Raw genomic sequence first — 24454 nt, 5'->3', positions numbered from 1 at the left:
ACTCAGCGCGCCAGCGTCAGGAACAGATACCCCGCATAGCCGGCGCCGTTCGCGAGCAGCGCCCAGATCGCGAGCCCGCGCGTGCGTGCATTGAAGCGCAGCCACGCGGCCGCCGCGAGCGTGATGATCACGCCGGTCAGCACCTCGGGGCGCGGCTCCCACGGCGTCAGCATGATGCCGATCGCCGGCAGCAGCGTGCCCTGGAACACCATCGCGCCGGTGATGTTGCCGAACGCGAGCGTGTCCTTCTTGCGGCGGATCCACAGCACGCTGTTGACCTTCTCCGGCAACTCCGTCGCGATCGGCACGATGATCAGCGACAGCAGCAGCGCCGAGATGCCGAGTACCTGCGACACGCCTTCCACGCCGTGAATGAAGCCCTTCGCGCCGGCGATCAGCAACGCGAGGCCGATCAGCAATTGCAGCGCGATCGTCGCCAGGTTGGTCGGCAGGCCCACGCGCGACAGGAACATTGCATGCGGCGCCTCGGTGCCGTGCCCGGCATCGACGAGCCGGGTCGACGCGCGGAACGTCATCACGACGTACAGCACGTAAATGCCGACCAGCATCGCGGCGAGCAGCGCACGCACGGCCCAGTTGTGATGCGGGACGAACATCGCGGCGGTCGCCAGCGAGAACGCGACGAGGAAGTAGTTCATGTCGCGCACGAAGCCCGTGCGTTCGGGCGCGATCGTGCCGCGCAGCCCGCGCGAGCGGATCACGGCGAGCGTCATCAGGAACGTGGTGAGCGTCGCGAGCATCAGCGGCGCGCCGAGGATCGCACCGACGCCGATTTCCTCGTTGACGGCCTGGTTCGCGGTGCCGCCGGCCAGCGCGAGCAGCGGCACCATCGTTTCGGGCAGTGCGGTGCCGACGGCCGCGAACAGCGAACCGGTGACGCCTTCGGAAATCTTCAGGCGTTCGCCGAGATGTTCGAGCGCATTGGTGAAGACTTCGGCGGCAATGAGGATGACGACCAGCATGAACGCCAGTTCGAGGAACATGAAGGTCATGCGGCACCTCCGCAGGCAGCGGTGGCGCGATGGGAGAGAGCGGGGAGGAACATGGGGACTCCGTGGTCGGACGCAGACGAACCATGGCGCATCCGCCGACGTCCGACCAGGAACGACGCGATGCGCCCATGGTCTCGCCAGGCCGATCAGGCTGAACGCGCCACGGCCGCAGGCCGAGTGTGTTGACGCGTTCGCTTTCCGGGGACGGAAAGCAGGCTACTCCCCAAAGACGGAATGCAGTCTAGCCGAGCCGATTGCTTTCGGCAAGCTTGCGCACGCATATCCCTGCACCGCGTGAAGAAAGGTCCGCGCGTCGCGCATACTGGTGCCGTATCGGGAAGCAATCGGGCGCGCGGGCGGCATCCCATGTGCGTGCTGCAAATGAGAATCGCTAACCGGATTGACCTTCGACGACGCGCGGAAAATAAAGCAAGAACGTCGTACGTCCGTCGCGGCTCGCCACTTCGACCTTGCCGCGATGCAGTTCCATGATCGACTTCACGATCGCGAGCCCGAGCCCTGCGTTGCGCGCCGCGCCGTGGCGCGACGAATCGATGCGGTAGAAGCGTTCGAAGATCCGTTCGACCTGTTCCGGCGGAATCGCGACGCCGCGATTCGTGACCTCGACGACCGCGTAGCGGCCTTGCGTCGACACGGCCAGATCGATCGTCGACGCGGCTTCCGCATGTTCGAGCGCATTCGACGCGAGGTTGCTCACCGCGCGCCGGAACAGCGTTGCGTCCGCGGCGACCGTCGCATCGCCCTGCACGTCGATGCGTACGCCGGCTTCGTCGGCCAGCGCGTGGAAATACGATGCGAGCCGGCGCAGCTCGCTGCCCGCGTCGAGTTCGGCGGTCTTCAGGTGTTGCCGCGCGTTGTCGGTGCGCGCGAGAAACAGCATGTTCTCGATCATCCGCTGCAGCCGTTCGCATTCCTCGATGTTCGAATCGATCAGCGCTTCGTATTCTTCGGTCGTCCGGGCACGCGACAGCGTGACCTGCGACGAGCTGATCACGTTCGCGAGCGGCGTACGCATGTCGTGCGCGAGATCGGACGAGAACTGCGACAGCCGCACGAATGCGCGTTCGAGACGGTCGAGCATCCGGTTGACCGACGTCGCGAGCTCGCGCAACTCGACCGGGCCGCCGCGTGCGTCGAGGCGTGCGTTCAGGTTGTGCGCCTCGATGCGCGACGTCTGCCGGCCGAGGCTTTCGACCGGGCGCAGGCCGCGCGAGGCAACCGCATAACCGAGCGCGCCGACCAGCAGCGCGCCGACGGCCGCCGCGAGCCAGATGTCGACGCGATAGCTTTCGAGCAGCGACTGGCGATCGGTCGCCGTGCGCGAGAGGGCGACCTGGATCGCTTCGCCGGACGGCAGCGTTTCACGTGCGTACACGCAGCGCGACGTGCCGATGCCGGGCGGCGCGCAGGTGAACGGGCCCACGGCGCTGCCCGCCGCATGCGGCGCTTCGATCACCGACGCAAGCGTGTTGCCGGCTTCGTCGGAATGCTCGACGAGCGGGCGGTTCTGCGCGTCGTAGATGCCGAGATAGACGCCCGGATGCGACAGCAGCACTTCATGGAACACGGCGGGATCGGCGCGCAATGCGGCCGTCGATCCGCTCGCGCGCGCGAGCTGCAGGAACTGGTTGAGCTTGCCGGAGATCTCGATGTCGTCGCGCCGCGTCAGCTCGGCGGACAGCGAGCGGTACAGGTACGCGCCGGTCAGCGCGAACACGAGCGCGGCGACGATCGCGAACGCGAGCGTCAGGCGTCGCAGCAGCGAATACGAAACCGGGTTCGCGGTCACGAACGATCCTCGAGCACGTAGCCCATGCCGCGAATCGTGTGGATCAGCTTCTTCTCGTACGCGTTGTCGATCTTCGCGCGCAGGCGCTTGATCGCCGCATCGACGACGTTCGTGTCGCTGTCGAAATTCATGTCCCAGATCTGCGACGTGATGAAGGTGCGCGTCAGCACTTCGCCCTCGCGTTCCACGAGCAGCTGCAGCAGCGCGAATTCCTGCGCGGTCAGGTCGATGCGGGTGTCGGCGCGCCGCACGCGACGCTTGAGCAGGTCGACTTCGAGATCGGCGACGTGCAGGAGGTCGCGCACATGGCGCGGCGCGCGCCGCAACAGCGAGCGGATGCGCGCGAGGAATTCGGCATACGCGAACGGCTTGAGCAGGTAGTCGTCGGCGCCGAGTTCGAGCCCGGCGACCTTGTCCTCGATCGCCTCGCGCGCCGTGAGCAGCAGCACGGGCGTCTGCTTCTGCGCACGCAGCCGCCGAAGCACCTCGAAGCCGTCCAGCTCCGGCAGCATCACGTCGAGCACGACGAGATCGAAATCCTCGTGCAGCGCGAGGAACAGCCCGTCCTTGCCGTTTTCCGCGACGTCGACCGTATAGCTCGCCTCCATCAACCCCTTCCGGAGGTACGACGCCATCTTGGGTTCGTCTTCGACTATCAGTATCCGCATGGTGAGGCAGGCCGTTCATGATTCCAGCCGGTCAGTTTAACGCCTGAGCTTACGGCGCCGCGCGTGCGCGAAGGATGACCGATGGATGACCGGATTGTCATGAAGCTCGCGTCCGGCGCATCGCTCATGCTTCATGACAATCCGGTCATGTTTCGACCATGTCGTCGTCACCGCGGCGGCGATAAGCTGCGGCCGTCTTGTCCCCGGAGCGCGCCGTCGCGGCGCCGCGCCGGCCCAACCGGTCGTTGCCTGCGTGATCCTGCATTCATGTCGTACTGGCGCAAATTCCTCCTTGTCGTGCTGCTGGCGCTGAGCCTGCCGATCCAGTCGTTCGCGGCTGTTTCGATGCAGTGCGCGGGGGCTGCCGTCGCGCCGGTGGAAGCGGCACCGCACGCAATGCCGGTCGCCCACGACGGCAATCACGATCACGACGGCCACGCACGGCATGCGTCGTCGTGTTCCGCATGCGTGTCCTGCTGCTTCGGCACGGGCATGTCGGGTGCGCCAGCAGTGCCCGCCGCGGCGGACGTCAGCGCCGCGATCGTCTCGCAGCCGCTGTCTGCCGTCGTCGTGTCGTTCCTGACCGGCGGCATCGACCGGCCGCCTCGCCGGATTCCCGTCTAGTCCCTGCACGGCCGACAGGCCGTAATCCGCAATCCGTTCCGGCGGCCGCATCCGCTCCGCCGGACGACTCGAGACGAGACCCATTCATGCGATTGACCACTGCAGCGCTGTTGAGCGCGGCGGCCCTCGTGCCGTCGCTCGCGGCTGCGCAAACCGCGCTTCCCGATCCGGCCGACGCCGCCGCGTCGGTGCCGGACATCGCCGTGACATCCGCGTTCGACGGCTACCGGCCGTATCGCGACGATTCCGGCCCGGGCTGGAAACAACTGAACCGCGACGTGACGGAGCGGCCCGCGAAAGCGCGCGCGACCGGCAACGTGCCCGGCAACGGCGGCGCCCATTCGACGCACGGAGGGGCCGCGCGATGACGACGCTTGCGATATCGCCGAGGATCGGCGCGGCCGCGGTCGTGCTGGCGTTCCTCGCGGGCTGTACGACGTTCTCGAAGGACGGCGGGTTCGACGCGGTGTCGTCCGCCGCGTCGGAGCGCATCGGGAAAGACGCGGTGGTCGTCAAGACTGATGCCGACCGTGAAGCCGTCGACAAACGGACCAGGGAACTGCTGGCGAAGCCGCTGTCGATGGACGACGCGGTGCAGGTCGCGCTGCTCAACAATCGCGGCCTGCAGGCGTCGTATGCGGAACTCGGGCTGTCGGAGGCCGATCTCGTGCAGGCCGGCCGGCTGCCGAACCCGCGCTTCGCGTTCAGCCGCACGCGTGCCGGGGATGGCGAGCTGACGCTGGGCCGCACGTTCTCGGCGAACGTGTTCGCGCTGCTGACGATGCCGCTCGCGACGAACATCGAACGTCGCCGCTTCGAGCAGACCAAGCTCGAGACGGCCGACGCGATGCTGAAGGTCGCGGCCGACGCGCGCCGCGCGTATGTCGAGGCCGTGGCCGCCGAACAGGCGGCGAACTACGCGCGGCAGGTGCGCGATGCCGCGGGCGCGGCCGCCGAACTCGCGCAGCGCATGCGGCAGGCCGGCAACTTCAGCCGCCTCGACTACGCACGCGAACAGGCGTTTCATGCCGACGCGGTCGCGCAGCATGCGAAGGCGCGCCAGCAGGCCGTCGCCGCGCGCGAGAAGCTTACGCGCGCGATGGGGCTGTGGGGCGAGCGCACGCAGTACGCGCTGCCCGAGCGCTTGCCCGACCTGCCGAAGGTGCGGCCGGACCTGCCCGATCTCGAACGCTTCGCGATGAGCAACCGTTTCGACATCCAGGCCGCGAAGCTGCAGACGCAGGGTGTCGCGTCGTCGCTCGGTCTCAGCAAGGCCACGCGCTTCGTCAACGCGGTCGATCTCGGCTACGTGAACAACTACGAGACCGGCAAGGGCCACGAGCACGGCTACGAAATCAGCGTCGAGATTCCGCTGTTCGACTGGGGCGGTGCAAAGGTCGCACGCGCCGAGGCCATCTACATGCAGTCGGCGAACCGGCTCGCGAAAACCGCGATCGACGCACGCTCCGACGTGCGTGAATCGTACGCGGCGTACGTGACGAGCTACGACGTCGCGACACATTATCGCGACGAGGTCGTGCCGCTGCGCAAGACGATCTCCGACGAATTGCTGCTGCGCTACAACGGGATGCTCGCGAGCGTGTTCGAACTGCTGACCGATGCGCGCGAGCAGGTCGGCGCGGTCAACGGCTACATCGACGCGCTGAAGGATTACTGGCTCGCGGAAACCGATCTGCAGATGGCTGTCGGCGGCCGGTTGCCGTCACCGGGCGGCGCGCCGCGCGCGACGCAACCAGCCAAACCCGAATCCGCTTCACAAGCCGACGCTGCGCCGCAGCCGGCTTCCACCCCGGCGGCGCCACCGGCGCCCGCCACGCAAACGCATCCGGAAGGTCATTGACATGGTGTCCCGTCGACAATTTCTCAGCGGCTCGGGCGCCGCGCTGCTCGGTGCGGCGATGGTCAGCAAGGCCGGCGCCGCGTCGCTGCCCGACGCGCCCACGATGGCGAAGACCGGCACGCAGCCGCCGCTCGCGCCGCCGAACGGCCGCCCCTACACGCCCGTCGCGACGCTCAACGGCTGGTCGCTGCCGTGGCGGATGAAGAACGGCTGGAAGGAATTCCACCTGACGGCCGAGCCCGTCGTGCGCGAGATGGCGCCCGGCATGAACGCGAACCTGTGGGGCTACAACGGCCAGTCGCCGGGCCCGACGATCGAGGCCGTCGAAGGCGACAAGGTCCGCATCTTCGTGACCAACCGGCTGCCCGAGCACACGACGATCCACTGGCACGGGCTGCGGCTGCCGAACGGGATGGACGGCGTCGGCGGCCTCACGCAGCCGCACATCCCGCCCGGCAAGACGTTCGTCTACGAGTTCCAGCTCGAATCGCACGGCACGTTCATGTATCACCCGCACGCCGACGAGATGGTGCAGATGGCGATGGGGATGATGGGCATGTTCATCGTGCATCCGAAGGATCGCGGCACGATGCCGGTCGATCGCGACTTCGTGTTCCTGCTCGCCGCATACGACATCGACCCGGGCAGCTATACGCCGCGCGTGAACGAGATGACCGACTTCAACATGTGGACCTTCAACTCGCGCGTGTTCCCGGGCATCGATCCGCTGCCGGTGCGCGCGGGCGATCGCGTGCGGATTCGTTTCGGCAACCTGACGATGACGAACCACCCGATCCACCTGCACGGCTACAGCTTCGAAGTCGCGGGCACCGACGGCGGCTGGATTCCGCCGGCCGCGCGCTGGCCGGAGGTGACGGCCGATGTCGCGGTGGGCCAGATGCGCGCGATCGAGTTCACCGCCGATCGCCCGGGCGACTGGGCATTCCATTGCCACAAGTCGCACCACACGATGAATGCGATGGGCCACCAGGTACCGAACCTGATCGGCGTGCCGCAGAAGGATCTCGCGAAGCGCATCGGCAAGCTCGTGCCCGACTACATGGCGATGGGCAGCACGGGCGGTGCGATGGGCGGCATGGAGATGCCGCTGCCCGACAACACGCTGCCGATGATGACGGGCACGGGCCCGTTCGGGCCGCTGGAGATGGGCGGGATGTTCACGGTGCTCAAGGTGCGGCAGGGGCTCGGCCGCAACGACTATCGCGATCCGGGCTGGTTCAAGCATCCGAAGGGCACCGTCGCATACGAATACACCGGCGAATTGCCGGACGGCTGAGCACGCAGCACGCGGCGGCCGTACCGATGCGGCCGCCGGTTTTGATTCATTCACAAGGGAGTCGACACGATGAAGAAAGCACTGGTTCTGATGGCAACGGGTTGTGCGCTGGCGTTCTCCGCCGCGTCGCATGCGGCCGGCAACATGGCCGGCATGGACATGAGCGGCGGTGCGCAGCAGGGCGCCGACACGGCGCAGCGCATGTCGCACGGCGAAATCCGCAAGGTCGATACGGCCGCCGGCAAGCTGACGATCAAGCACGGCCCGCTGGAGAACCTCGGGATGGACGCGATGACGATGACGTTCAAGGTGAAGGACCCGGCGATGCTGGCGCAGGTGAAGGTGGGTGACACGATCGACTTCGTTGCCGAAGACGTGGACGGCGCGCTGACCGTCGTCGAACTGAAGAAGCCGTGACGCGGAGCGTGAACATGAAGACCACGAACCCCGGACGGCTGGCCGCGCTCGTTGCGGCTGTCGCACTCTTCGCGGCCGCGCCGGTCGCGGCCTCGGCGCACGGCAGGCTGGAAAGCGCCGTGCCGGCGGCGGGCAGCACGGTCGACCCGGCTCCCGACACGGTGCGGCTCACGTTCAACGAAGACCTCGAGCCGGCATTCAGCTCGGTAAAGGTGTCGGACGCGAACGGCAACGCCGTCACGCAGGACAAGGCGAAGGTCGATGCGTCGAACCCGCGCGTGATGGCGCTCGCGATGCCGAAGCTCGCGCCGGGCGCATACACGGTGCAATGGGCGGCGATGACGGCCGATGCGCATCGCACGAAGGGCACCTACACGTTCCGGGTGAAGGGATGAACGACGGCATCGTCGGCCTCCTGCGGCTCGTGTCGGTGGCGATCCAGAACACGGGGTTCGCCGTGATAGTCGGCGCGCTGCTCGGCAGTCACTGGCTCGCACGTGGCGCGTCGGCGTGGCAACAGGGCATCGGGCGACGGCTCGCCGTGACGCTGCGCATCGCGTCCGTCGTATCGCTGATCGCGAGCATCACCGCGTTCTGGGCGCACTGCGCGCTGATGAGCGAAGTGTCATTGCTCGACGCGGGGCCGGCCGTCTGCTCGATGCTCGCGGGCACGGGGTTCGGTCATGCATGGCTGGCCGGCGCCGCGTTCATGCTCGTCGTCGTGCTGCTGTCGTTCGTCAGGCGCGCGGGCGACATGCGCTTGCCGTTTGCGATGTGGGCCGCGCTCGCCTGCGTCGCGCTCGCGCGCAGCAACGGCGGTCATCCGGTGGACGCGGGGCTGTTCAGCGTGCCGGTATGGATCGACTGGCTGCATCTGCTGGCGATCAGCGCATGGGTCGGGCTCGTGCTCGTGACGGCGTTCGGCGTGATGCCGCGGTTTGCCGGCATGCCCGCGAGCGAACGCGCGACGGGTGCGTCGTTCGTGCAGTCGCTGTCCGATGCATCGACCGGTGCGCTGGTCGTGCTGTTCGCGACCGGCGCATACAACGGTTGGCGCGGCGTCGATACGCCCGCCAACCTGTTCACTTCGACGTACGGGCAGATCCTGCTGCTGAAGCTCGCGCTGGTGCTGATCGCGGCGGCGCTCGGCGGTCACAACCGCTTCTTCGGGATGCCGAAGCTGATGGCCGCGCTGAAGGATCCGGCCGCGGCGATGCCGGCTCGCGCGTTGCAACGATTCGGCGCAGTGTTGCGGATCGAGGCGGTCGTGCTCGGCGGCGTGCTGATGGTGGCCGCCGTGCTCGTGTCGAGTGCGCTGCCGGGGACGGCGTAGCGCGGCGGCACGCGGGGGAATCGTCGCGAGTGCAGCGCGCTTTGGTCAGATGATTTCCCCGCATTTTCGGGCCTGTTCGTGCGTTGGGTGGCGACCTCGGCGTGATAACGACAATTACATCGGCCTATCTTTTGATTACCAAAAACTGTCATTGAGCGCCGCTAAGCTTTCGCCACCCTCACAACCGGGATTCCCCGTCATGCGCTCGACAATCCGCCTGTTTACCCCGCTATTGCTGCTTCCGACGCTCGCCGCGCCGGTATTCGCCGCCACTGCCGCACCCGTCAGCCCGAACTGCGGCGGCAGCACGACACCGATCGCCGATATCCAGGGGCCGGGCGCGCCGTCGCCGCTCGCCGGCCAGAACGTGTCGATCGAAGCCGTCGTCACCGCCGATTTCGGCGGCACGGACGGCTTCGGCGGCTTCTTCGTCCAGCAGGCCGATGCGCAGCGCCGCAATCAGCCGGGTGTGTCCGAAGGCCTGTTCGTCTATGCGCCGAAAGCGCGTGCGCAGGCCGGCGATCTCGTGCACGTGACGGGCAAGGTCGAGGAGAAATACGGGCAGACGCAGCTCACGCTGTCGGGCGCGATCGCGGTGTGCGCGAACGGCCAGACGGTGACGCCCGCGACGCTCACGCTGCCGGTCGACAGCCCGAACGCGTTCGCCGCGTACGAAGGGATGCTCGTGCGCCTGCCGCAGACGCTGAACGTCACCGACAACTACGAGCTCGGCCGCTACGGCAGCGTGATGCTCAGCAACGGCCGCCTGCGGACGCCGACGAGCGTCGTGCCGCCCGCCCAGGCGCAGACGCAGATCGACGCGAACGCGCGCAACCGCCTGGTGCTCGACGACGGCTCGAACAAGCAGAACCCGGCAACCGTGCCGTATCCGGCGCCGGGCCTGTCGGCCGCGAACACGCTGCGCGCGGGCTACACGGTGCGCGATGTCGAAGGCGTGCTCGAGGTGCGTTACGGCGCGTGGCGCGTGCAGCCGCTGCCCGGCGCGGCCGTACCGGCGTTCGACGCGCGACCGAACCCGCGCACCAACGCACCGGCGCGCGATCCGAAGTCGAACCTGCGCGTCGCGTCGTTCAACGTCCTGAACTACTTCAACGGCAACGGTCTCGGCGGCGGCTTCGACGATCCGAACAACCGCGGCGCGAAGACCTTCCAGGAATTCCAGCGCCAGGAAGCGAAGATCGTCAGCGCGCTCAAGGCGATCGACGCGGACGTGATCGGCCTGATGGAAATCCAGAACAACGGCTACGGCGAACTGAGCGCGGTGCGCCAGCTCGCGGCGAAGCTCGGCAACCACTGGCGCGTGGTCGATCCGGGTACGTCACGCCTCGGCGGCGATGCGATCACGGTCGCGATGATCTACGACAGCCGCAAGGTCGAGCCGGTCGGCCGCGCCGCGACGCTCGCGATCGACGACAAGAACCGCCAGCCGCTCGCGCAGTCGTTCCGGAGGGTCAACGGCAACAAGCAGGCGCTGACGGTGGCCGTGAACCACCTGAAGTCGAAGAACTGCCCGGACGCCGCGAACGACGATCTCGACCAGGGTGACGGCCAGGGTTGCTGGAACCCGACGCGCACGCGCGCGGCGGCGAAGGTGGCCGACTGGCTTGCCGGCAACCCGACGGGTGTCGCGGGCCAGGGCGTGCTGCTGATCGGCGACTTCAACAGCTACACGTACGAAGACCCGATCCGCACGCTCGAATCGCGCGGCTACCGCAACCTCGTCGCGCGCCTGATCGGCGCGAATGCATACAGCTACGTGTACAACGGCGAAGCCGGCTATCTCGATCACGCGCTCGCGACGCTGCCGCTCGCGTCGCACGTGAAGGCCGTGCACGAATGGCACATCAACGCGGACGAGCCGCTCGCGCTGCAGTACACGCTCGCGTACAAGTCGGCCGAGCAGCAGAAGACGTTCTACGCACCGGATGCGTACCGTTCGTCGGATCACGACCCGGTGCTGATCGATATCGCGCTGCCGGGCGGCGGGAAGTGATCGCGGGTTGAGTCGTGGCAACCGGCGACGTGCGGCCATGCCGCGCGTCGCCGCCTGCCCGGAAATGCCGTTCGAATGCCGGGTAAATAATTCCGTGAAATTGGATGTGAATTAACTGAATCGGTATTTTATGGATGGCGCGGTGCACATCGGTAATGCAATTGAGGAATGGTTGAAGTGAATCGAATCTTCGATTGGCGTTCGCATGTCGCCATATCGCCTTAATCGTTCAATAATAATAAAAATGAAAGAAAAATCCTGTCGATATGAAGGCTTTCGGTGCGTTGCGTCAATGCGGGAAAGGCTTCCGTGTTATGCGTGAAAAGTAAAATATTCGGCGCGGTATTGCCGGCAAGACGCACCTTGCACGAATAATCCCATATTCTTTCAAAATCCAGACACTGACGACACTTCGCATCATTACGGGATTTTTAATATCCGAATGATCGTTGACAACGCGGCGCAGCACCGCCTATTTTTGTCATGTCGTAAATTTTGGTCATATAAAAGTTGTCCAGACTGCAGGGGGCGCGTCCGAGCATCATTCTCGCCAGCAGTTTGCTGTGTCTGTATCAAGTTCAGTCTCTGAGAAGTCCCATCCCCAACCGCTGACTGCCGACCGTGCAACGCGAGTGGCGGGTAGGCCTGCGCGTTTCGCAGGCGTTGGCGGCCTTTGTGAAGTGGTATCAGAACCAGCCACAAGGAATGAGATGAAACCAGACAGGAGCTGTACCGGCATCCGCCGCGATCGTCGCGGCCGGCTGGCCGGGCTAGGCGCATTGACCGTCATGACCCTGGCGCTCGCGGCATGCGGCGGCGACGATTCGTCGTCCGTCGGCGCGTCGAGCCTCGCGCAGACCACGGCCAGCCAGCAGGCCAGCGCGCAAGCGGCCGGCAACCAGGCGCCGGCGGCCAACCAGCCTTATGTCGACCAGGTCGCGTACTCGATGAATGCGACGGACGGCCTTGCCGCCGCGCAGGTCTCCGAGAAAGCGGCCGTCATGCATTACCAGTGGAAGGGGAGCGGCTCGACGGTCAACTACACGACGACCACCGGCCACCTGACCGCGCAGGATGCGAGCGGCAATGCGGAAGCGTCGATGTCGTACGTCGCGTACACCGCGCCGAGCAAGAACGGCAAGCCGCGCCCCGTCACGTTCGTGTACAACGGCGGCCCCGGCTCGTCGTCGATCTGGCTGCGGCTCGGCTCGTTCGCGCCGACCCGCGTGGCCACGCCTGATCCGCTGTTCGGCACCAACTGGCCGAACTATCCGCTCGTCGACAACGCCGAAAGCCTGATCGACACCACCGACCTCGTGTTCATCGACCCGCCCGGAACGGGGCTGTCGGAAGCCGTGTTGCCGAACACCAACCAGAAGTACTGGGGTTCCGACGCGGACGTGAACATCATGCGCGACTTCATCCAGCGCTACCTGAACGTCAACAGCCGCAGCACGTCGCCGATCTACCTGTACGGCGAATCGTACGGCACGCCGCGTACCGACATGCTCGCGCTCGCGCTCGAATCGGCAGGCGTGCACCTGACGGGCATCGTGCTGCAGTCCGCGATCCTGAACTACTTCGCGGATGCGACGGAAGCGGTGGCGATCACGCAGTCGACGGAAGGGCTGCTGCTCGATACCGATACGGTGGCCGGCTATCTGCCGGGCTATGCGGCGGTCGCGGCGTACTTCAACCAGGTCTCGCCGGCGCCGGTGAACCAGGGTCTGTACGCACTGCAGACGGAGCTGTTCACGACGCTGATCTACAACCAGCTGCAGAAGTACTCGCAGTCGTGGGTGTTGAGCCAGCTCGGCATTCCGGATGCACTCGGCACGCCGGTGTTCCCGAGCGATGCGACGCTCAGGCTGTGGTCGATCCCGTCGAGCCTGACGCAACAGGCGCTGCGCGGCTACTTCAACGCGAATCCGTTCGGCACGAGCCTGCTGCCCGGCACGACGATCGGCCGGTATGACGGACGCGTGTCGTTGCCGAACTCCGATCCGCGCCTGCAGACCGACGGCGATCCGTCCGACATCCTGATTTCGCAGCCGTTCACGAACGCGCTCGCGACGCAGATGCCGGATTACCTCGGCTACACCGCGCCGAACGCGACGTATGTCCCGCTGAACGACAACATCATCGGTCTCTGGGACTTCACGCACGACGGCCAGCCGATGCCCGACACGATCCCCGATCTGCTCGGTGCGCTGCAGCTCAACCCGAAGCTTCGCGTGCTTTCGGAAAACGGCTTCCACGATCTCGCGACGCCGTTCTTCAACACCGAGAAGCAACTCGCGCGGCTGCAGACGGTGCAGGGCCTGAATCCGAAGCTGCAGGTGAACTTCTTCCAGGGCGGTCACATGATCTACCTGGACGACGTCGCCCGTCCGCAGATGAAGCGGGACCTGAAGACGTTCTACAAGGGCGCACGGATTCCGACGGCGCTGACGCTGCACACGCTGCCGCCGCCGTGGCCGGACGAGAACCCGGCCAGTGTGCCGACGGGCAGCATCCCGGGTGCGACGGCCGCGACGACGCTGGCGGCGGCCCCTTAAGCGACGGACTCCTTGTCACAGGAACCCTCTATTCATCCATTGAATGCGAGTGATCATGTCCCTAATCAAATTGATGCGGCGTATGTCCCCGGTGATCGTGCTCGGTGCCGTGATGAGCAGTGCCTATGCGTTGCCGCCGCAGGCGGTGGCGCCGGTGAAGCTGCCGCACGGCGGGCACGGTGTCGACGGTCCGTTCTTTCCTTCCACGCGGGTCGCGCCGGTGCTGCCGTCGACCGGCTCGACACTGCAGCAGCAGGCGCAGGAGCGTGTCAACGCGAGGCTCGGCGGCAATACCGTGCTGAGCAACGGCGCGGCCGTGACGAAGGCGCAGGCGCAGAGCAGCGGGCTCGGCTTCGTGTCGAAGCACTTCGACGAGATCGATACGAAGCACTCCGGCCGCGTGACGATGAGCGATGTGCGGCAGTTCATCCAGCAGCGGCAGGTGCAGGCACAGCAGGAACAGCAGGACGAGTGACGTAGCAGGCAGGGCGGCGGCCGGTGCGACCTTCATCGCACCGGCCGCCGGAGGGTGACGCGTGTCTAGGCGTTCCGGCGCGCGGCGTAGCGCTTCGCCGTGACCGACGGCAGCTCGCCGAACATCGCGCGATAGTCCTGCGCGAAGCTGCTCAGGTGCCAGAAGCCCCACTTGGTGGCGGCGGACGTCACGGAATCGCCGAGCCGCAGCTCGCGGCGCACGTGATTCAGTCGCACGGCCCGCAGGTAGGCAATCGGGTTCAGGTTCAACGTGTCGTGGAACGCGTACTGCGCGGTGCGCCGGCTGATGCCGAGCTGCACGCACAGTTCGGCGATCGACAGCGGGCAGGTCGACGCGTCCTGAAGCCGCTCCTGCACCGCGTTCACCAGCGACCAGTATTTCGTCGGGCGCGCGACCTGCGCGCCGGCGTCCGGTGCGGCGACCGTCATCGCTTCCGAAATCGCATACAGCACGGTGCGCTCGAGCAGTTCGATCCTGTCGCGTGTCGTCACGTCGTCGATGCGCGCGCTGCTTGCCGCGGCGGCCAGCGTCTGGCGCAGCAGGTCGCGCAGATGGTCGGCCATGCCGGCCGCCATCGGGATCACCGGCGAATGGGTGCGGGCGCGCAGCGACGCGGCCACCGTGCGCATCGTTTCCGTCGACAGCTTCTCGGGCTCGATCTCGACGTTCACGAGGACGTGCCGGTCGGGCGAGTAGAACTCGAATTGCGGCTGGCTCGAGAACACGTGCAGGCTGTCGCGCCCGCTCTTCTCGCCGCACAGGCGCGCATGCCCTTCCAGTTCCAGCGGCACGGCCACGGCGATCCGCTCGGACGGCACCGCGCCTTGCTGCAGGATCACCTTGTCGAGGTCTTCGACCAGCAGCTTGATGCCGCCCAGCGACATGATCGACGACGAGCCGTGAAACAGCCCGCCGGAGATCTGCGTGTAGTTCATGTTCCAGCCGTCGAACGAGCGCGCCTGTTCCTCCACGTCGGTGAACGCGCAGAACGCGACCGTGTGCGCGAACAGCGGGTCGCCGGAGAAATCGCTCGGGTGGGCAGACGGCGTCATCGGGGGCGGGAAGGGGCGGTCCGGATCGATTCATTGTAGCCGCTTGGATCGCCGGTCAAAAAGCCGCGCCCGGCTTCTCCCCGTCAAAACCCTGACTTGCCGAAATCCGATAGTGAAAAGCCGCTCGACGCTCTACCTTTGGCACGACACCAATGCCGGAGCGACGTCGATGGAACTTCCCCGTGGCGGATTCTGGAGAAACTGGGTCGGCAACCAGTCGTGCATGGCCGCACACCTCGCGTCGCCGACCAGCGAGGCCGAGATCGCGGAACTGGTGCGCACCGCGACGCGCCAGGGCAAGCACGTGCGCTGCGCGGGATCGGGACACTCGTTCACGCCCGTCGTGGCCACGAGCGGCCTGCTGCTGTCGCTGCAGGATTACCAGGGCATCGTCGAGGTCGACCAGGCGCGCAAGCGCGTGACGGTGAAGGCCGGTACCAAATTGAATGCGGTGACGCGTCACCTGAAGGAGGCCGGCCTGTCGCTCGTCAACCAGGGCGATATCGACTCGCAGGCGATCGCCGGCGCGCTCGCCACCGGCACGCACGGCACGGGCACGACGCTGGGCAACCTGTCGTCGCAGGTCGTCGGGATGCGCATCGTGCGCCCCGACGGCTCGATCATGACCGTGAGCGACCGGCAGGACCTCGACCTGCTGCATGCGACGCAGGTGAATATCGGCATGTTCGGCGTGATATCGGAAATGACGCTGCAGGTGACCGATGCGTTCTGGCTGCACGACCGCGTGTGGCGCGAGGACTTCGAAGCGTTGATGGAGCAGTACGACGAGCTGGCGGCGAAGCACCGGCATTTCGGCTTCTTCTGGTGCCCGACGTCCGAAAGCCGCGACCTGTACTGCCTGCCCGACACCACGAAGGTGTCGAACTCGAAGAAGGACTACGACGTGTGCGAGATCAAGGTGATGGACATCACCGGCGAGCGCACGTTTTACGAAGGAGAACACGAGAAGATCGCGTACAGCTCGGAGGTGTATGCGATCCACTACGTGCCGAATTTCCATGAACTCGAATACGCGGTGCCCGCGCAACACGGCAAGGAAGCGTTGCGCCGCGTGCGCGACCTCATCCTCACGAAACACCGCGACTGCATCTTTCCGGTCGAATACCGCTTCACGAAGGGCGATCCGGCGTGGATCAGCCCGTTCCATCACCAGGACAGCGTAACCATCTCGTGCTCGGGCGGCCCGAACGGCGTCGACTACTGGCCGTTCCTGAAGGACGTCGACGACATCCTGCGCGACTACGGCTCGCGCCCGCACTGGGGCAAGCTGCATTTCACGAACCGCGACGACGTCGATCGCTGGTTCCCCAAGGCCGAGGCGTTCCGCGCGCTGCGCCGCAGCGTGGATCCCGAAGGCTACTTCCTCAACGATCACCTGCGGACGCTGTTCAGTTGAGCAGACCGAACGAACCAGACTGGAGAACGAAACATGAATGTCAGGATTGACGGCCGCCTGGCCGGCAAGGTCGCCATCGTCAGCGGTGGCGCCGGCGGATGCGGCGGGGCGGCGTCCGAACTGTTCGCCGCGCAGGGTGCGAAGGTCGCGATCGTCGACCGCGACGGCGAGGCGGCCGAAACGCTCGCCGCGCGGCTGCGCGATGCGGGCCTGCAGGCGATCGGCCTCGGCGCGGACGTGTCGAAGCAGGCGGAGGTCCGGAAGGCGGTCGATGCCGCGCACAAGCAGTACGGCAACGCGGACATCCTGTTCAATCACGCGGGCACGCTGATCGTCAAACCGTTCCTCGACATCGAGGAATCGGAGTGGGACTGGCTGATGGGCGTGAACGTCAAGAGCATGTTCCTGATGACGCAGGCCGTGCTGCCGCAGATGCTGGAGAAAGGGCGCGGCAGCATCGTCTGTACGTCGTCGATTTCGGCCGTCTGCGCGACGCCGGGCGAGGTGCTGTACGACGCGACCAAGGGCGCGTGCCACATGTTCGCGCGGGCGATTGCCGTCGAGTACCGTGACCGCGGGATCCGCTGCAACGCGCTGGCGCCGGGGTTCATCCGCACGCCGCACGGGATGCGCGAGCTGAAGGACCTGCAGGCGATGGGCGTCGATGCGACCGAAGCGGCGATCGCGATTCAGCAGGGCCGCCTGTGCGAGCCGTCGGAAGTCGCGGCGGCCGCGCTGTTCCTCGCGTCCGACGAGTCGAGTTTCGTCAACGGCACCCATCTGTTCGTCGACAACTGTTTTTCCGCCGTCTGACCACGGCGGTTCGCAAGAAGCCGAAGGGCAGGCGCTACGCCTGCCGCACGATCGGCAAGCCGGGTCGAAGGTGCCGCAGCGATGCGGCCCTTCGATTTTTTTTGCCTGCGCATCGCGCGGGGCGTCCTAGCGGGTTGTCGCAATCCTTCTATCTGAACGGTGGCGCGTCTGATGGAATGCGAAGGCCGAATCACCATGCAGCCGGCATCCCGCGGTCAGTCCATCACTCTCTTTTTGGTCAACCATCATGTTCAATCGCACCACCAGCACCGTTGCCAACGTCGATCCGGAACTTTTTGCAGCGATCGAGCAGGAAAACCGTCGTCAGGAAGATCACATCGAGCTGATCGCGTCGGAAAACTACACGAGCCCGGCCGTGATGGCCGCCCAGGGCTCGCAGCTCACGAACAAGTACGCGGAAGGGTACCCGGGCAAGCGCTACTACGGCGGCTGCGAGTACGTCGACGTGGTGGAGCAGCTCGCGATCGACCGCGTGAAGCAGCTGTTCGGCGCGGAAGCGGCGAACGTGCAGCCGAACTCGGGTTCGCAGGCGAACCAGGGCGTGTTCTTCGCGATGCTCAAGCCGGGCGACACGATCATGGGCATGAGCCTCGCGCACGGCGGCCACCTGACGCACGGCTCGCCGGTGAACATGTCGGGCAAGTGGTTCAACGTGGTGAGCTACGGCCTGAACGAAAACGAAGACATCGATTACGAAGCGGCCGAGCAGCTCGCGCAGGAACACAAGCCGAAGCTGATCGTCGCGGGCGCATCGGCGTTTTCGCTGAAGATCGATTTCGAACGCCTCGCGAAGATCGCGAAGTCGGTGGGCGCGTACCTGATGGTCGACATGGCGCACTACGCGGGCCTGATCGCGGCGGGCGTGTACCCGAACCCGGTGCCGCACGCGGATTTCGTGACGACGACGACGCACAAGAGCCTGCGCGGCCCGCGCGGCGGCGTGATCCTGATGAAGGCGGAGTACGAGAAGCCGATCAACTCGGCGATCTTCCCGGGGATCCAGGGCGGCCCGCTGATGCACGTGATCGCGGCGAAGGCAGTGGCGTTCAAGGAAGCGCTGTCGCCGGAGTTCAAGTCGTACCAGGAGAAGGTGGTCGAGAACGCGCGCGTGCTGGCTGAAACGCTGGTGAAGCGCGGTCTGCGGATCGTGTCGGGCCGTACGGAAAGCCACGTGATGCTGGTGGACCTGCGCGCGAAGCACATCACGGGCAAGGCAGCGGAAGCGGCACTGGGCGCGGCGCACATCACGGTGAACAAGAACGCGATCCCGAACGATCCGGAGAAGCCGTTCGTGACGAGCGGCGTGCGGCTGGGTTCGCCGGCGATGACGACGCGTGGCTTCGGCCCGGCGGAAGCGGAGCAGGTGGGCAACCTGATCGCCGACGTGCTGGACAACCCGGAAGATGCAGCGACGATCGAGCGCGTGCGTGCGCAGGTCGCCGAGCTGACGAAGCGCTTCCCCGTCTACGGCTGATGAGCGCGAGGGTCGATCGCCGCAACGCGGTCGACCCGCATCGCTTCACGTTGCAACAAAAAAACCGACTCGCGGCATCGGACCGGCGAGTCGGTTTTTTTAGCCTGCTTCGAGGGCGCTTCAGACCGACGGATCGACGTTTGCCTCGAGTTCGCGGATGCGGTCGAGGTTCCGCGTGTCCTTCAGCACCGGCGGCCCCGCGAACGTGTTGCGCACGCCGAAGCCGTACCAGATCACCATCAGCACCACCACGAAGGCGACCAGTACGTACAGCACCTTTTCGTTCGGCGGCTGGATGCCGACATACGCGAGCACACAGGCGCCGACCAGTGCGAGCAGCGCGCACGGCTTCGACCAGATGCCCAGCCGGAACGGCCCCTTGTCGGTCCACGAGCGGCCTTCGGCCAGCATCCCGGAGCCGATCGGCATCGCGTACGAGATGAACAGGAACACCGCGCTGCCGGCGCTCAGCACCGAAAACGCGTCGCCGTACAGCGTGACGACGATCGCGAGCACCGCGCACGTCCAGATCGCGGGCCCGGGCGTCCGGTGAGTCGGGTTCACGCTGCGCAGCAGCTTCGACGCGGGCAGCCCGCCGTCGCGGGCGAACGCATACATCATCCGCGACGTCGACATGATCGCCGCGAGCCCGCATACGTAGTTGATGAAGAACATCGCGAGCTCGAGGGTGACGCGCAGCCCCTTCGGAATCGGCGCGAGGATCGCTTCGAAGAAGCCCGTCCCCTGTTTCATGCTGGCGGTCAGGTCGGGCATCACCAGCACGAACGCACACACCATCACGTAGCCGAACACCGCGGACCAGAACACCGACCCGATGATGCCGCGCGGAACGTTCCTGGCCGCATCGTGCGTCTCTTCCGACGTGTGCGCGGACGCGTCGAAGCCGGTGATCGTGTAGGTCACGAGCAGCAGGCCGGACAGGAACGCGAGCGGCGTGGCCTGCTTCGGCCAGGCGCCGCCGTCGACGCCGGTGAAGTTGGTGAAGGTGACCAGCCGGTGCAGATCGAACGCGACGGGCGAGTAGTAGAGCAGCGACACCACCAGCGCGATCGTCACCACGAAGATCAGGTAGCCCGACAGGTCGGTGATCTTGCTCGCGATCTTGATACCGCGTGCATTGAGGATCGCCTGCGAGATCGTGATGAACGCGATGAACGCGGTCTGGTGCCACCACGTCAGGCTGTCGGGGCTCACGCCGAACATCGGTGCGATCAGCGTCTTGAAAAACGGGTCGTAGGTGCCGAAGTTGATCGCGGCGATCACGAAGATCAGGCCGATCAGGTTGAGCCACGCGGTCATCCACCCCCACTTCTTCCCGCCGAGGATCGCGCCCCAGTGATAGAGGCCGCCGGCCGTCGGAAACGCGGAGGCGATCTGCGACATCGACACGGCGACGATCAGCGCGAACAGCGAGCCCAGCGGCCAGCCGAGGCCGATCGATGCGCCGCCGGCAGCGGAAAACGCGAGCTGGAACGCGGTAATGCCGCCCGACAGGATGCAGATCACCGAAAACGACACGGCGAAGTTCGAGAAACCGTTCATACGTCTCGACAGTTCCTGCGCATAGCCCATCTTGTGCAGCAGGCTTACGTCACTGTCGGTGCCTGAATCAGGCTGGAATTTTGCATCCATAGTCGCTCCGTCACGAATGTCCTGCGTGGCAGGACCGTCATCGCCGCCCGGGCCGTGTGGCGCGGCCCGCTCCTGGGATTCGTCGGCGGCACGCGATGCCGCGGGGGAGCCGGCAATCGCTTTCCAGTCCGATGCGTGAACGGTATGAAATCAAATCTCCCGGCTCTATCAGATTTCGGCAAGGTAGTGAAAATCCGGAGGCGTGCACCGGATGAGGGCAGCGCGATGCGGGTTGCGCATGCTGGCCCCGGGAGCGCCCGGGGGCGGGCGTCGGGGCAGCCGGTTACGCGTTTTCCGCCGCAAACAGCGCTTCCCAGCCGAGAAACGCACCGAGCGGAATGATGTCCCAGTCGATCAGCCCGGCCTTGGCCAGCGGAAACTCGCGCAGCGCTTCGCGCGCACTGTCGATCGAATCGCACTCCGCAATGATCGCGACGCCGGGGCGATCCTGACGGAAATAGATGTCGCGGACGATCCCGCGCTTGAGCAGTTGCCAGCCGTAGCGCACTTCGTCGAGCAGGTGCGGCTGATACGCGGCCGGGCTCGCGCCGGGCAGCGGGACGTCAAGGCACAGCAGTTTCATGTCGATCTCCTCGAGAGCGTCGTGTGCGTTATGCGCCGGCCGCGAACCGCGACGCCAGTTCGGCGACGCGCTGCCCGAGATGCGCGGCGGTTTCGAGGTCGCTGGCGATCGGCGACAGCTCCGGCGACACGTCGTCGGATTGCGCCATCGCGCCGAGCCAGCCGCCGATCCGGTTGCGCTCGTTCGCCGTGGTGCCGGCGAACAGGTCGAGCCCGACCCAGATCATCCCGTGCTGCGCGGCAAAGAGCGTCATCGTCATCAGCGAATTCAGCTTGTCGCCGTGCTGCGCGCCGGAGTTGGTAAAGCCGGCCGCGACCTTGTTGCGCCACGTTTGCGGAATCCACGCGGGCCGCGTCGAGTCTTCCATGAACTTCTTGAGGCGCGAACTGATCGAGCCGTTGTACGTCGGCGAGCCGAAGATGATCGCGTCGCTGGCGGCGAGCGCGTCCCACGGAATCTCGCCGTCGGCGACCGCGACGAGCCGGACTTCCGCGCCCGGTACGCGACGCACGCCTTCCGCGACGGCTTGCGCCTGTCGCTCGGTATGTCCGTGGCCGCTGTCGAAAACGATGGTGGCAAGCATGGCAACTCCTTTGCGATTCGTTGAACGATGGCCGCATTGTGGGCGGCGCGGGCCGCAACCAGAAGTTGGGTCAGGGTTGAGTCGCCTTCAACTTCAGGTTGATAATCGGCGGCAAGCGAAGGTGTACCGTGCGGCGTGTCGATCGAAGGAGGCCGCTTTGGATTTGTCACAACGAACGCGCGCGATCCTGTCGTTCGTGCACGCGGCCGACGGCGGCAGCTTTGCGGCGGCCGGCCGCATGCTCGGCATCACGTCCGCCGCCGTCAGCAAGAACGTCGCCGGCCTCGAACAGGCGCTCGGCGTGCGGCTGATGAACCGCACCACGCGCACGCTGAAGCTGACCGACGAAGGCGCCGTGTTCCTGCGCCAGGCGCGCGTCGCGCTGGAAGCGCTGGATTCGGCGGTCGACAGCATCGTCGCGCAGCGGCTCGGCCCGCAGGGGCGCGTGCGCATTTCAACCAGCGCCGCGTTCGGGCGCGATCACCTGCAACCGGTGTTGTCCGGGTTGCTGGCGCGTTACCCCGGCTTGTCGGTGGAAGCCGATTTCGACGACCGGATCGTCGATGTCGTGCGCGACGGCTACGACATCGTCATACGCGGCGGCAACATTCGCGATTCGGCGCTGGTGTCGCGGCCGATCTTTCGCATGCATGCGGTACTGGTTGCATCACCCGCGTATCTGGCGGGCCACGGGATTCCGCGAACGCCGGACGAGCTCGGCGCGCACCGGCTGATCGCGCGCCGATTTCTGGGCGGCGAGGTCGCGACGTGGGGATTCAGGATGCGGGACGGAAGCCTCGTCGAGTTCGATCCGGGTGAACCGGCACTGCTGACGTTCTCGGCGCCGGAAGCCGGGGTGCAGGCCGCCGTCGACGGGCTGGGCATCGCGCGGGTCGGCGTGCATCTCGCGTGGGAGCATGTGCGCGCCGGCAGGCTGAAGGTGCTGCTGCGCCGCCACTTCATGCCGGGCAACTACGAGATGGCGATGCAGTATCCGCATCGCGCACTGAAGGCGTCGCGCGTGCAGGCGACCGTCGATTACCTGCTGGAGGCGTTTGCCGCCGACGAGCGTCTGCATGTGCCGTTGAAGGCGCTGGATGCGTATGGGGCGTGACGACTGCGGCGGGCGTCGTTCGGGAGGGGCCGCCCGCGCGAACGCGGGCGGCAAGTCGGTGGTGTTTCGTTCCGTGCGGGTGGCGCTCAGGCCGTCGCGGTGCGGCGCTCCATCAACCTGTTCCACAGCATGCCCGAGCGGCTGCCGCTGCGGCAATACGCGAGTACCGGCTTCGGCAACGTATCGACCAGTGCGCCGAACGCGTCGATCTCCGCGTCGCCGATGCGGTCGCGCTGGACCGGCAGGTAGCGTGTTTCGAGGCCCAGTTCGCGGGCGGCCGCGGCGATTGCATCGAATGCCGGTTGATCGTCGCCTTCGCCGTCGGGCCGGTTGCAGATGACCGACCGGAAGCCGGCATTCCGGATCGCCTTCAGGTCGGCCGGCGTGATCTGGCGCGACGCGGTGAAGCCGGTCGCCGCGGCCGTGCGGCATTGCTCGATCGCGTGGCGGAAACACGCGATCGCGAAATCGACGTCCTGCTCCGTCGTGAAGCGGCCGAAGCTCACGCGCACGGTGCGGCCGGCCGTCTCCGCATCGAGGCCGATCGCGGTCAGCACGTGCGACGGGGCGCCGCTGGTCGAGTTGCATGCGGAAGTCGACGACACGGCGAGTGCGTCGCCGAGCATGAACGGGAAGAAGCCCGGTGCATTCACGGTCAGGCTCAGCGTGTGCGGGATGCGGCGGGCCGCGGCTGCGTTCTGCGTGACGTCGCCGAGCGCGACCAGCGCATCGGTCAGGCGTGCGCCGAGCGCCGCGATCCGTGCGGTTTCGCCGTCGAGCTTGTCGGCGGCCAGTTCGCACGCGACACCCATGCCGACGATCTGATGCGTCGCGAGCGTGCCCGAGCGCAACCCGCGCTCGTGTCCGCCGCCATGGATTTGCGGGGCGATGCGCGCGGCGATCTCGCGGCGAACGAACAGCGCGCCGATACCCTTGGGACCGTAAACCTTGTGCGCGGACATCGACATCATGTCGATGCCGAGCGCGCGCACGTCGATCGGCGTCTTGCCGAGCGCCTGCGCGGCGTCGACGTGGAGCAGCGCGCCGGCCGCGTGCACGATGCGGGCGATCGCGCCGATGTCGGTGAGCGTGCCGATTTCGTTGTTCACGAGCATCAGCGATACGAGGCCCGTATCGGGGCCGATCGCGGCCGCTACCGCGTCGGCGGTGATTTCGCCGTCGCGCGTGGGCGTCAGGAAGGTGACTTGCGTGCCGTGCTTCGCCAGGTTCGCCATCGTGTCGAGGATGGCCTTGTGCTCGATGCGGCTCGTGACCAGGTGGCGCTTGCCGGTCGCGTTTTCGGCATAGCCCTTCAGCGCGAGGTTGTTCGATTCGGTGGCGCCCGACGTCCAGACGATCTCGTCGGCATCCGCGCCGATGAGCGCGGCGACTTGCGCGCGGGCGTGCTCGACCTTGTCTTTCGCCAGCCGGCCGGCGGCGTGCGAGCTCGATGCGGGGTTGCCGAAGATGCCGTCGAAGCCGAGGCAGGCGGTCATCGCTTCGATCACGCGGGGATCGGCGGGCGTCGTGGCCGCGTAGTCGAGGTAGTGCAGCGTGTGGGTATCGCTCATGTCCGTCTCTTGTTCATTGCGTAATGCGAGAAATGATACGGGGGACAGGAGGGAAAAAGGATCCAAAGTTGGCTGGCGATTC

The 24454-nt window shown here is 66.4% G+C and carries 22 protein-coding genes and 1 riboswitch; of the genes, 14 read left to right on the top strand and 8 right to left on the bottom strand.

Features of this window, described 5'->3' with window-relative positions; all coding sequences use genetic code 11:
• Window positions 1–2 precede the first annotated feature (2 nt).
• The 3 genes from AC5LXK_RS29935 to AC5LXK_RS29925 form a co-directional block, all read right to left on the bottom strand.
• Window positions 3–1013, bottom strand: a complete 1011-nt coding sequence (locus tag AC5LXK_RS29935) for a sodium:calcium antiporter (protein WP_493392254.1) — start codon at window positions 1011–1013, stop codon at window positions 3–5.
• A 62-nt stretch (window positions 1014–1075) separates the two neighbouring features.
• Window positions 1076–1250: riboswitch (yybP-ykoY riboswitch) on the bottom strand.
• 154 nt (window positions 1251–1404) lie between these two features.
• Window positions 1405–2823, bottom strand: coding sequence for a heavy metal sensor histidine kinase (locus AC5LXK_RS29930; protein ID WP_493392253.1), 1419 nt, complete (start codon window positions 2821–2823; stop codon window positions 1405–1407).
• Complete coding sequence (locus tag AC5LXK_RS29925; protein ID WP_493392252.1) at window positions 2820–3491, bottom strand: heavy metal response regulator transcription factor; 672 nt, start codon at window positions 3489–3491, stop codon at window positions 2820–2822. The genes AC5LXK_RS29930 and AC5LXK_RS29925 overlap by 4 nt, the downstream gene beginning before the upstream one ends.
• 81 nt (window positions 3492–3572) lie before the next feature.
• Between AC5LXK_RS29925 and AC5LXK_RS29920 the strand changes: the two genes are divergently transcribed.
• The 10 genes from AC5LXK_RS29920 (at window position 3573) to AC5LXK_RS29875 (ending at window position 14070) form a co-directional block, all read left to right on the top strand.
• Window positions 3573–4115: a hypothetical protein gene (locus AC5LXK_RS29920; protein ID WP_493392251.1), complete on the top strand. Its 543-nt coding sequence runs from the start codon at window positions 3573–3575 to the stop codon at window positions 4113–4115.
• An 86-nt stretch (window positions 4116–4201) separates the two neighbouring features.
• Entirely contained in the window at window positions 4202–4483 is a 282-nt protein-coding gene (locus AC5LXK_RS29915; protein WP_493392250.1) for a hypothetical protein, read from the top strand.
• On the top strand, window positions 4480–5976 hold the full coding sequence (locus tag AC5LXK_RS29910) for a TolC family protein (RefSeq protein WP_493392249.1): 1497 nt from the start codon (window positions 4480–4482) through the stop codon (window positions 5974–5976). The genes AC5LXK_RS29915 and AC5LXK_RS29910 overlap by 4 nt, the downstream gene beginning before the upstream one ends.
• 1 nt (window position 5977) lies before the next feature.
• Window positions 5978–7273 (top strand): multicopper oxidase family protein, encoded by a 1296-nt coding sequence (locus AC5LXK_RS29905; RefSeq protein ID WP_493392248.1) that lies wholly within the window; start codon window positions 5978–5980, stop codon window positions 7271–7273.
• A gap of 69 nt (window positions 7274–7342) precedes the next feature.
• Window positions 7343–7690, top strand: a complete 348-nt coding sequence (locus tag AC5LXK_RS29900; protein WP_493392247.1) for a copper-binding protein — start codon at window positions 7343–7345, stop codon at window positions 7688–7690.
• 14 nt (window positions 7691–7704) lie between these two features.
• On the top strand, window positions 7705–8085 hold the full coding sequence (gene copC, locus AC5LXK_RS29895) for a copper homeostasis periplasmic binding protein CopC (protein ID WP_493392246.1): 381 nt from the start codon (window positions 7705–7707) through the stop codon (window positions 8083–8085).
• A complete protein-coding gene (locus tag AC5LXK_RS29890) occupies window positions 8082–9023 on the top strand; it encodes a copper resistance D family protein (protein WP_493392245.1) in 942 nt (313 codons plus the stop codon). The genes copC and AC5LXK_RS29890 overlap by 4 nt, the downstream gene beginning before the upstream one ends.
• 199 nt (window positions 9024–9222) lie before the next feature.
• Window positions 9223–11037 (top strand): ExeM/NucH family extracellular endonuclease, encoded by a 1815-nt coding sequence (locus AC5LXK_RS29885; RefSeq protein ID WP_493392244.1) that lies wholly within the window; start codon window positions 9223–9225, stop codon window positions 11035–11037.
• 710 nt (window positions 11038–11747) lie between these two features.
• A complete protein-coding gene (locus AC5LXK_RS29880; protein ID WP_493392243.1) occupies window positions 11748–13595 on the top strand; it encodes a S10 family serine carboxypeptidase-like protein in 1848 nt (615 codons plus the stop codon).
• Between the two features lie 82 nt (window positions 13596–13677).
• The gene (locus AC5LXK_RS29875) at window positions 13678–14070 is read left to right on the top strand and encodes a 2-oxoglutarate dehydrogenase (protein ID WP_493392242.1); all 393 of its coding nucleotides are present in this window, start codon (window positions 13678–13680) and stop codon (window positions 14068–14070) included.
• A 65-nt stretch (window positions 14071–14135) separates the two neighbouring features.
• On the opposite strand, the gene AC5LXK_RS29870 is transcribed toward AC5LXK_RS29875, so the two are convergent.
• A complete protein-coding gene (locus AC5LXK_RS29870) occupies window positions 14136–15143 on the bottom strand; it encodes a helix-turn-helix domain-containing protein (protein ID WP_493392241.1) in 1008 nt (335 codons plus the stop codon).
• Window positions 15144–15312: 169 nt separating this feature from the next.
• Between AC5LXK_RS29870 and AC5LXK_RS29865 the strand changes: the two genes are divergently transcribed.
• From AC5LXK_RS29865 to glyA, 3 genes are all read left to right on the top strand, one after another.
• Window positions 15313–16560, top strand: a complete 1248-nt coding sequence (locus AC5LXK_RS29865; protein ID WP_493392240.1) for a D-arabinono-1,4-lactone oxidase — start codon at window positions 15313–15315, stop codon at window positions 16558–16560.
• 33 nt (window positions 16561–16593) lie between these two features.
• A complete protein-coding gene (locus AC5LXK_RS29860) occupies window positions 16594–17373 on the top strand; it encodes an SDR family NAD(P)-dependent oxidoreductase (RefSeq protein WP_493392239.1) in 780 nt (259 codons plus the stop codon).
• A gap of 247 nt (window positions 17374–17620) precedes the next feature.
• Window positions 17621–18868, top strand: coding sequence for a serine hydroxymethyltransferase (gene glyA / locus AC5LXK_RS29855; RefSeq protein WP_493392238.1), 1248 nt, complete (start codon window positions 17621–17623; stop codon window positions 18866–18868).
• Window positions 18869–18988: 120 nt separating this feature from the next.
• Here glyA and AC5LXK_RS29850 read toward each other — a convergent pair whose 3' ends face one another.
• The 3 genes from AC5LXK_RS29850 to AC5LXK_RS29840 form a co-directional block, all read right to left on the bottom strand.
• A complete protein-coding gene (locus tag AC5LXK_RS29850) occupies window positions 18989–20521 on the bottom strand; it encodes an amino acid permease (RefSeq protein ID WP_493392237.1) in 1533 nt (510 codons plus the stop codon).
• 283 nt (window positions 20522–20804) lie between these two features.
• Complete coding sequence (locus AC5LXK_RS29845) at window positions 20805–21104, bottom strand: superoxide dismutase (RefSeq protein WP_493392236.1); 300 nt, start codon at window positions 21102–21104, stop codon at window positions 20805–20807.
• A gap of 28 nt (window positions 21105–21132) precedes the next feature.
• The gene (locus AC5LXK_RS29840) at window positions 21133–21687 is read right to left on the bottom strand and encodes a flavodoxin family protein (RefSeq protein ID WP_493392235.1); all 555 of its coding nucleotides are present in this window, start codon (window positions 21685–21687) and stop codon (window positions 21133–21135) included.
• Window positions 21688–21844: 157 nt separating this feature from the next.
• Here AC5LXK_RS29840 and AC5LXK_RS29835 point away from each other — a divergent pair, with 157 nt between their 5' ends.
• Window positions 21845–22801 carry a LysR family transcriptional regulator gene (locus tag AC5LXK_RS29835; protein WP_493392234.1) on the top strand — a complete coding sequence of 319 codons (957 nt, stop codon included), beginning with the start codon at window positions 21845–21847 and terminating at the stop codon, window positions 22799–22801.
• An 86-nt stretch (window positions 22802–22887) separates the two neighbouring features.
• Here the strand turns inward: AC5LXK_RS29835 and AC5LXK_RS29830 are convergent, their stop codons facing one another.
• On the bottom strand, window positions 22888–24372 hold the full coding sequence (locus AC5LXK_RS29830) for an aminotransferase class V-fold PLP-dependent enzyme (protein ID WP_493392233.1): 1485 nt from the start codon (window positions 24370–24372) through the stop codon (window positions 22888–22890).
• Window positions 24373–24454: the final 82 nt, after the last annotated feature.

Source organism: Burkholderia pulmonis (assembly GCF_984667975.1).
This window is presented reverse-complemented; position numbering and strand designations above follow the sequence as displayed.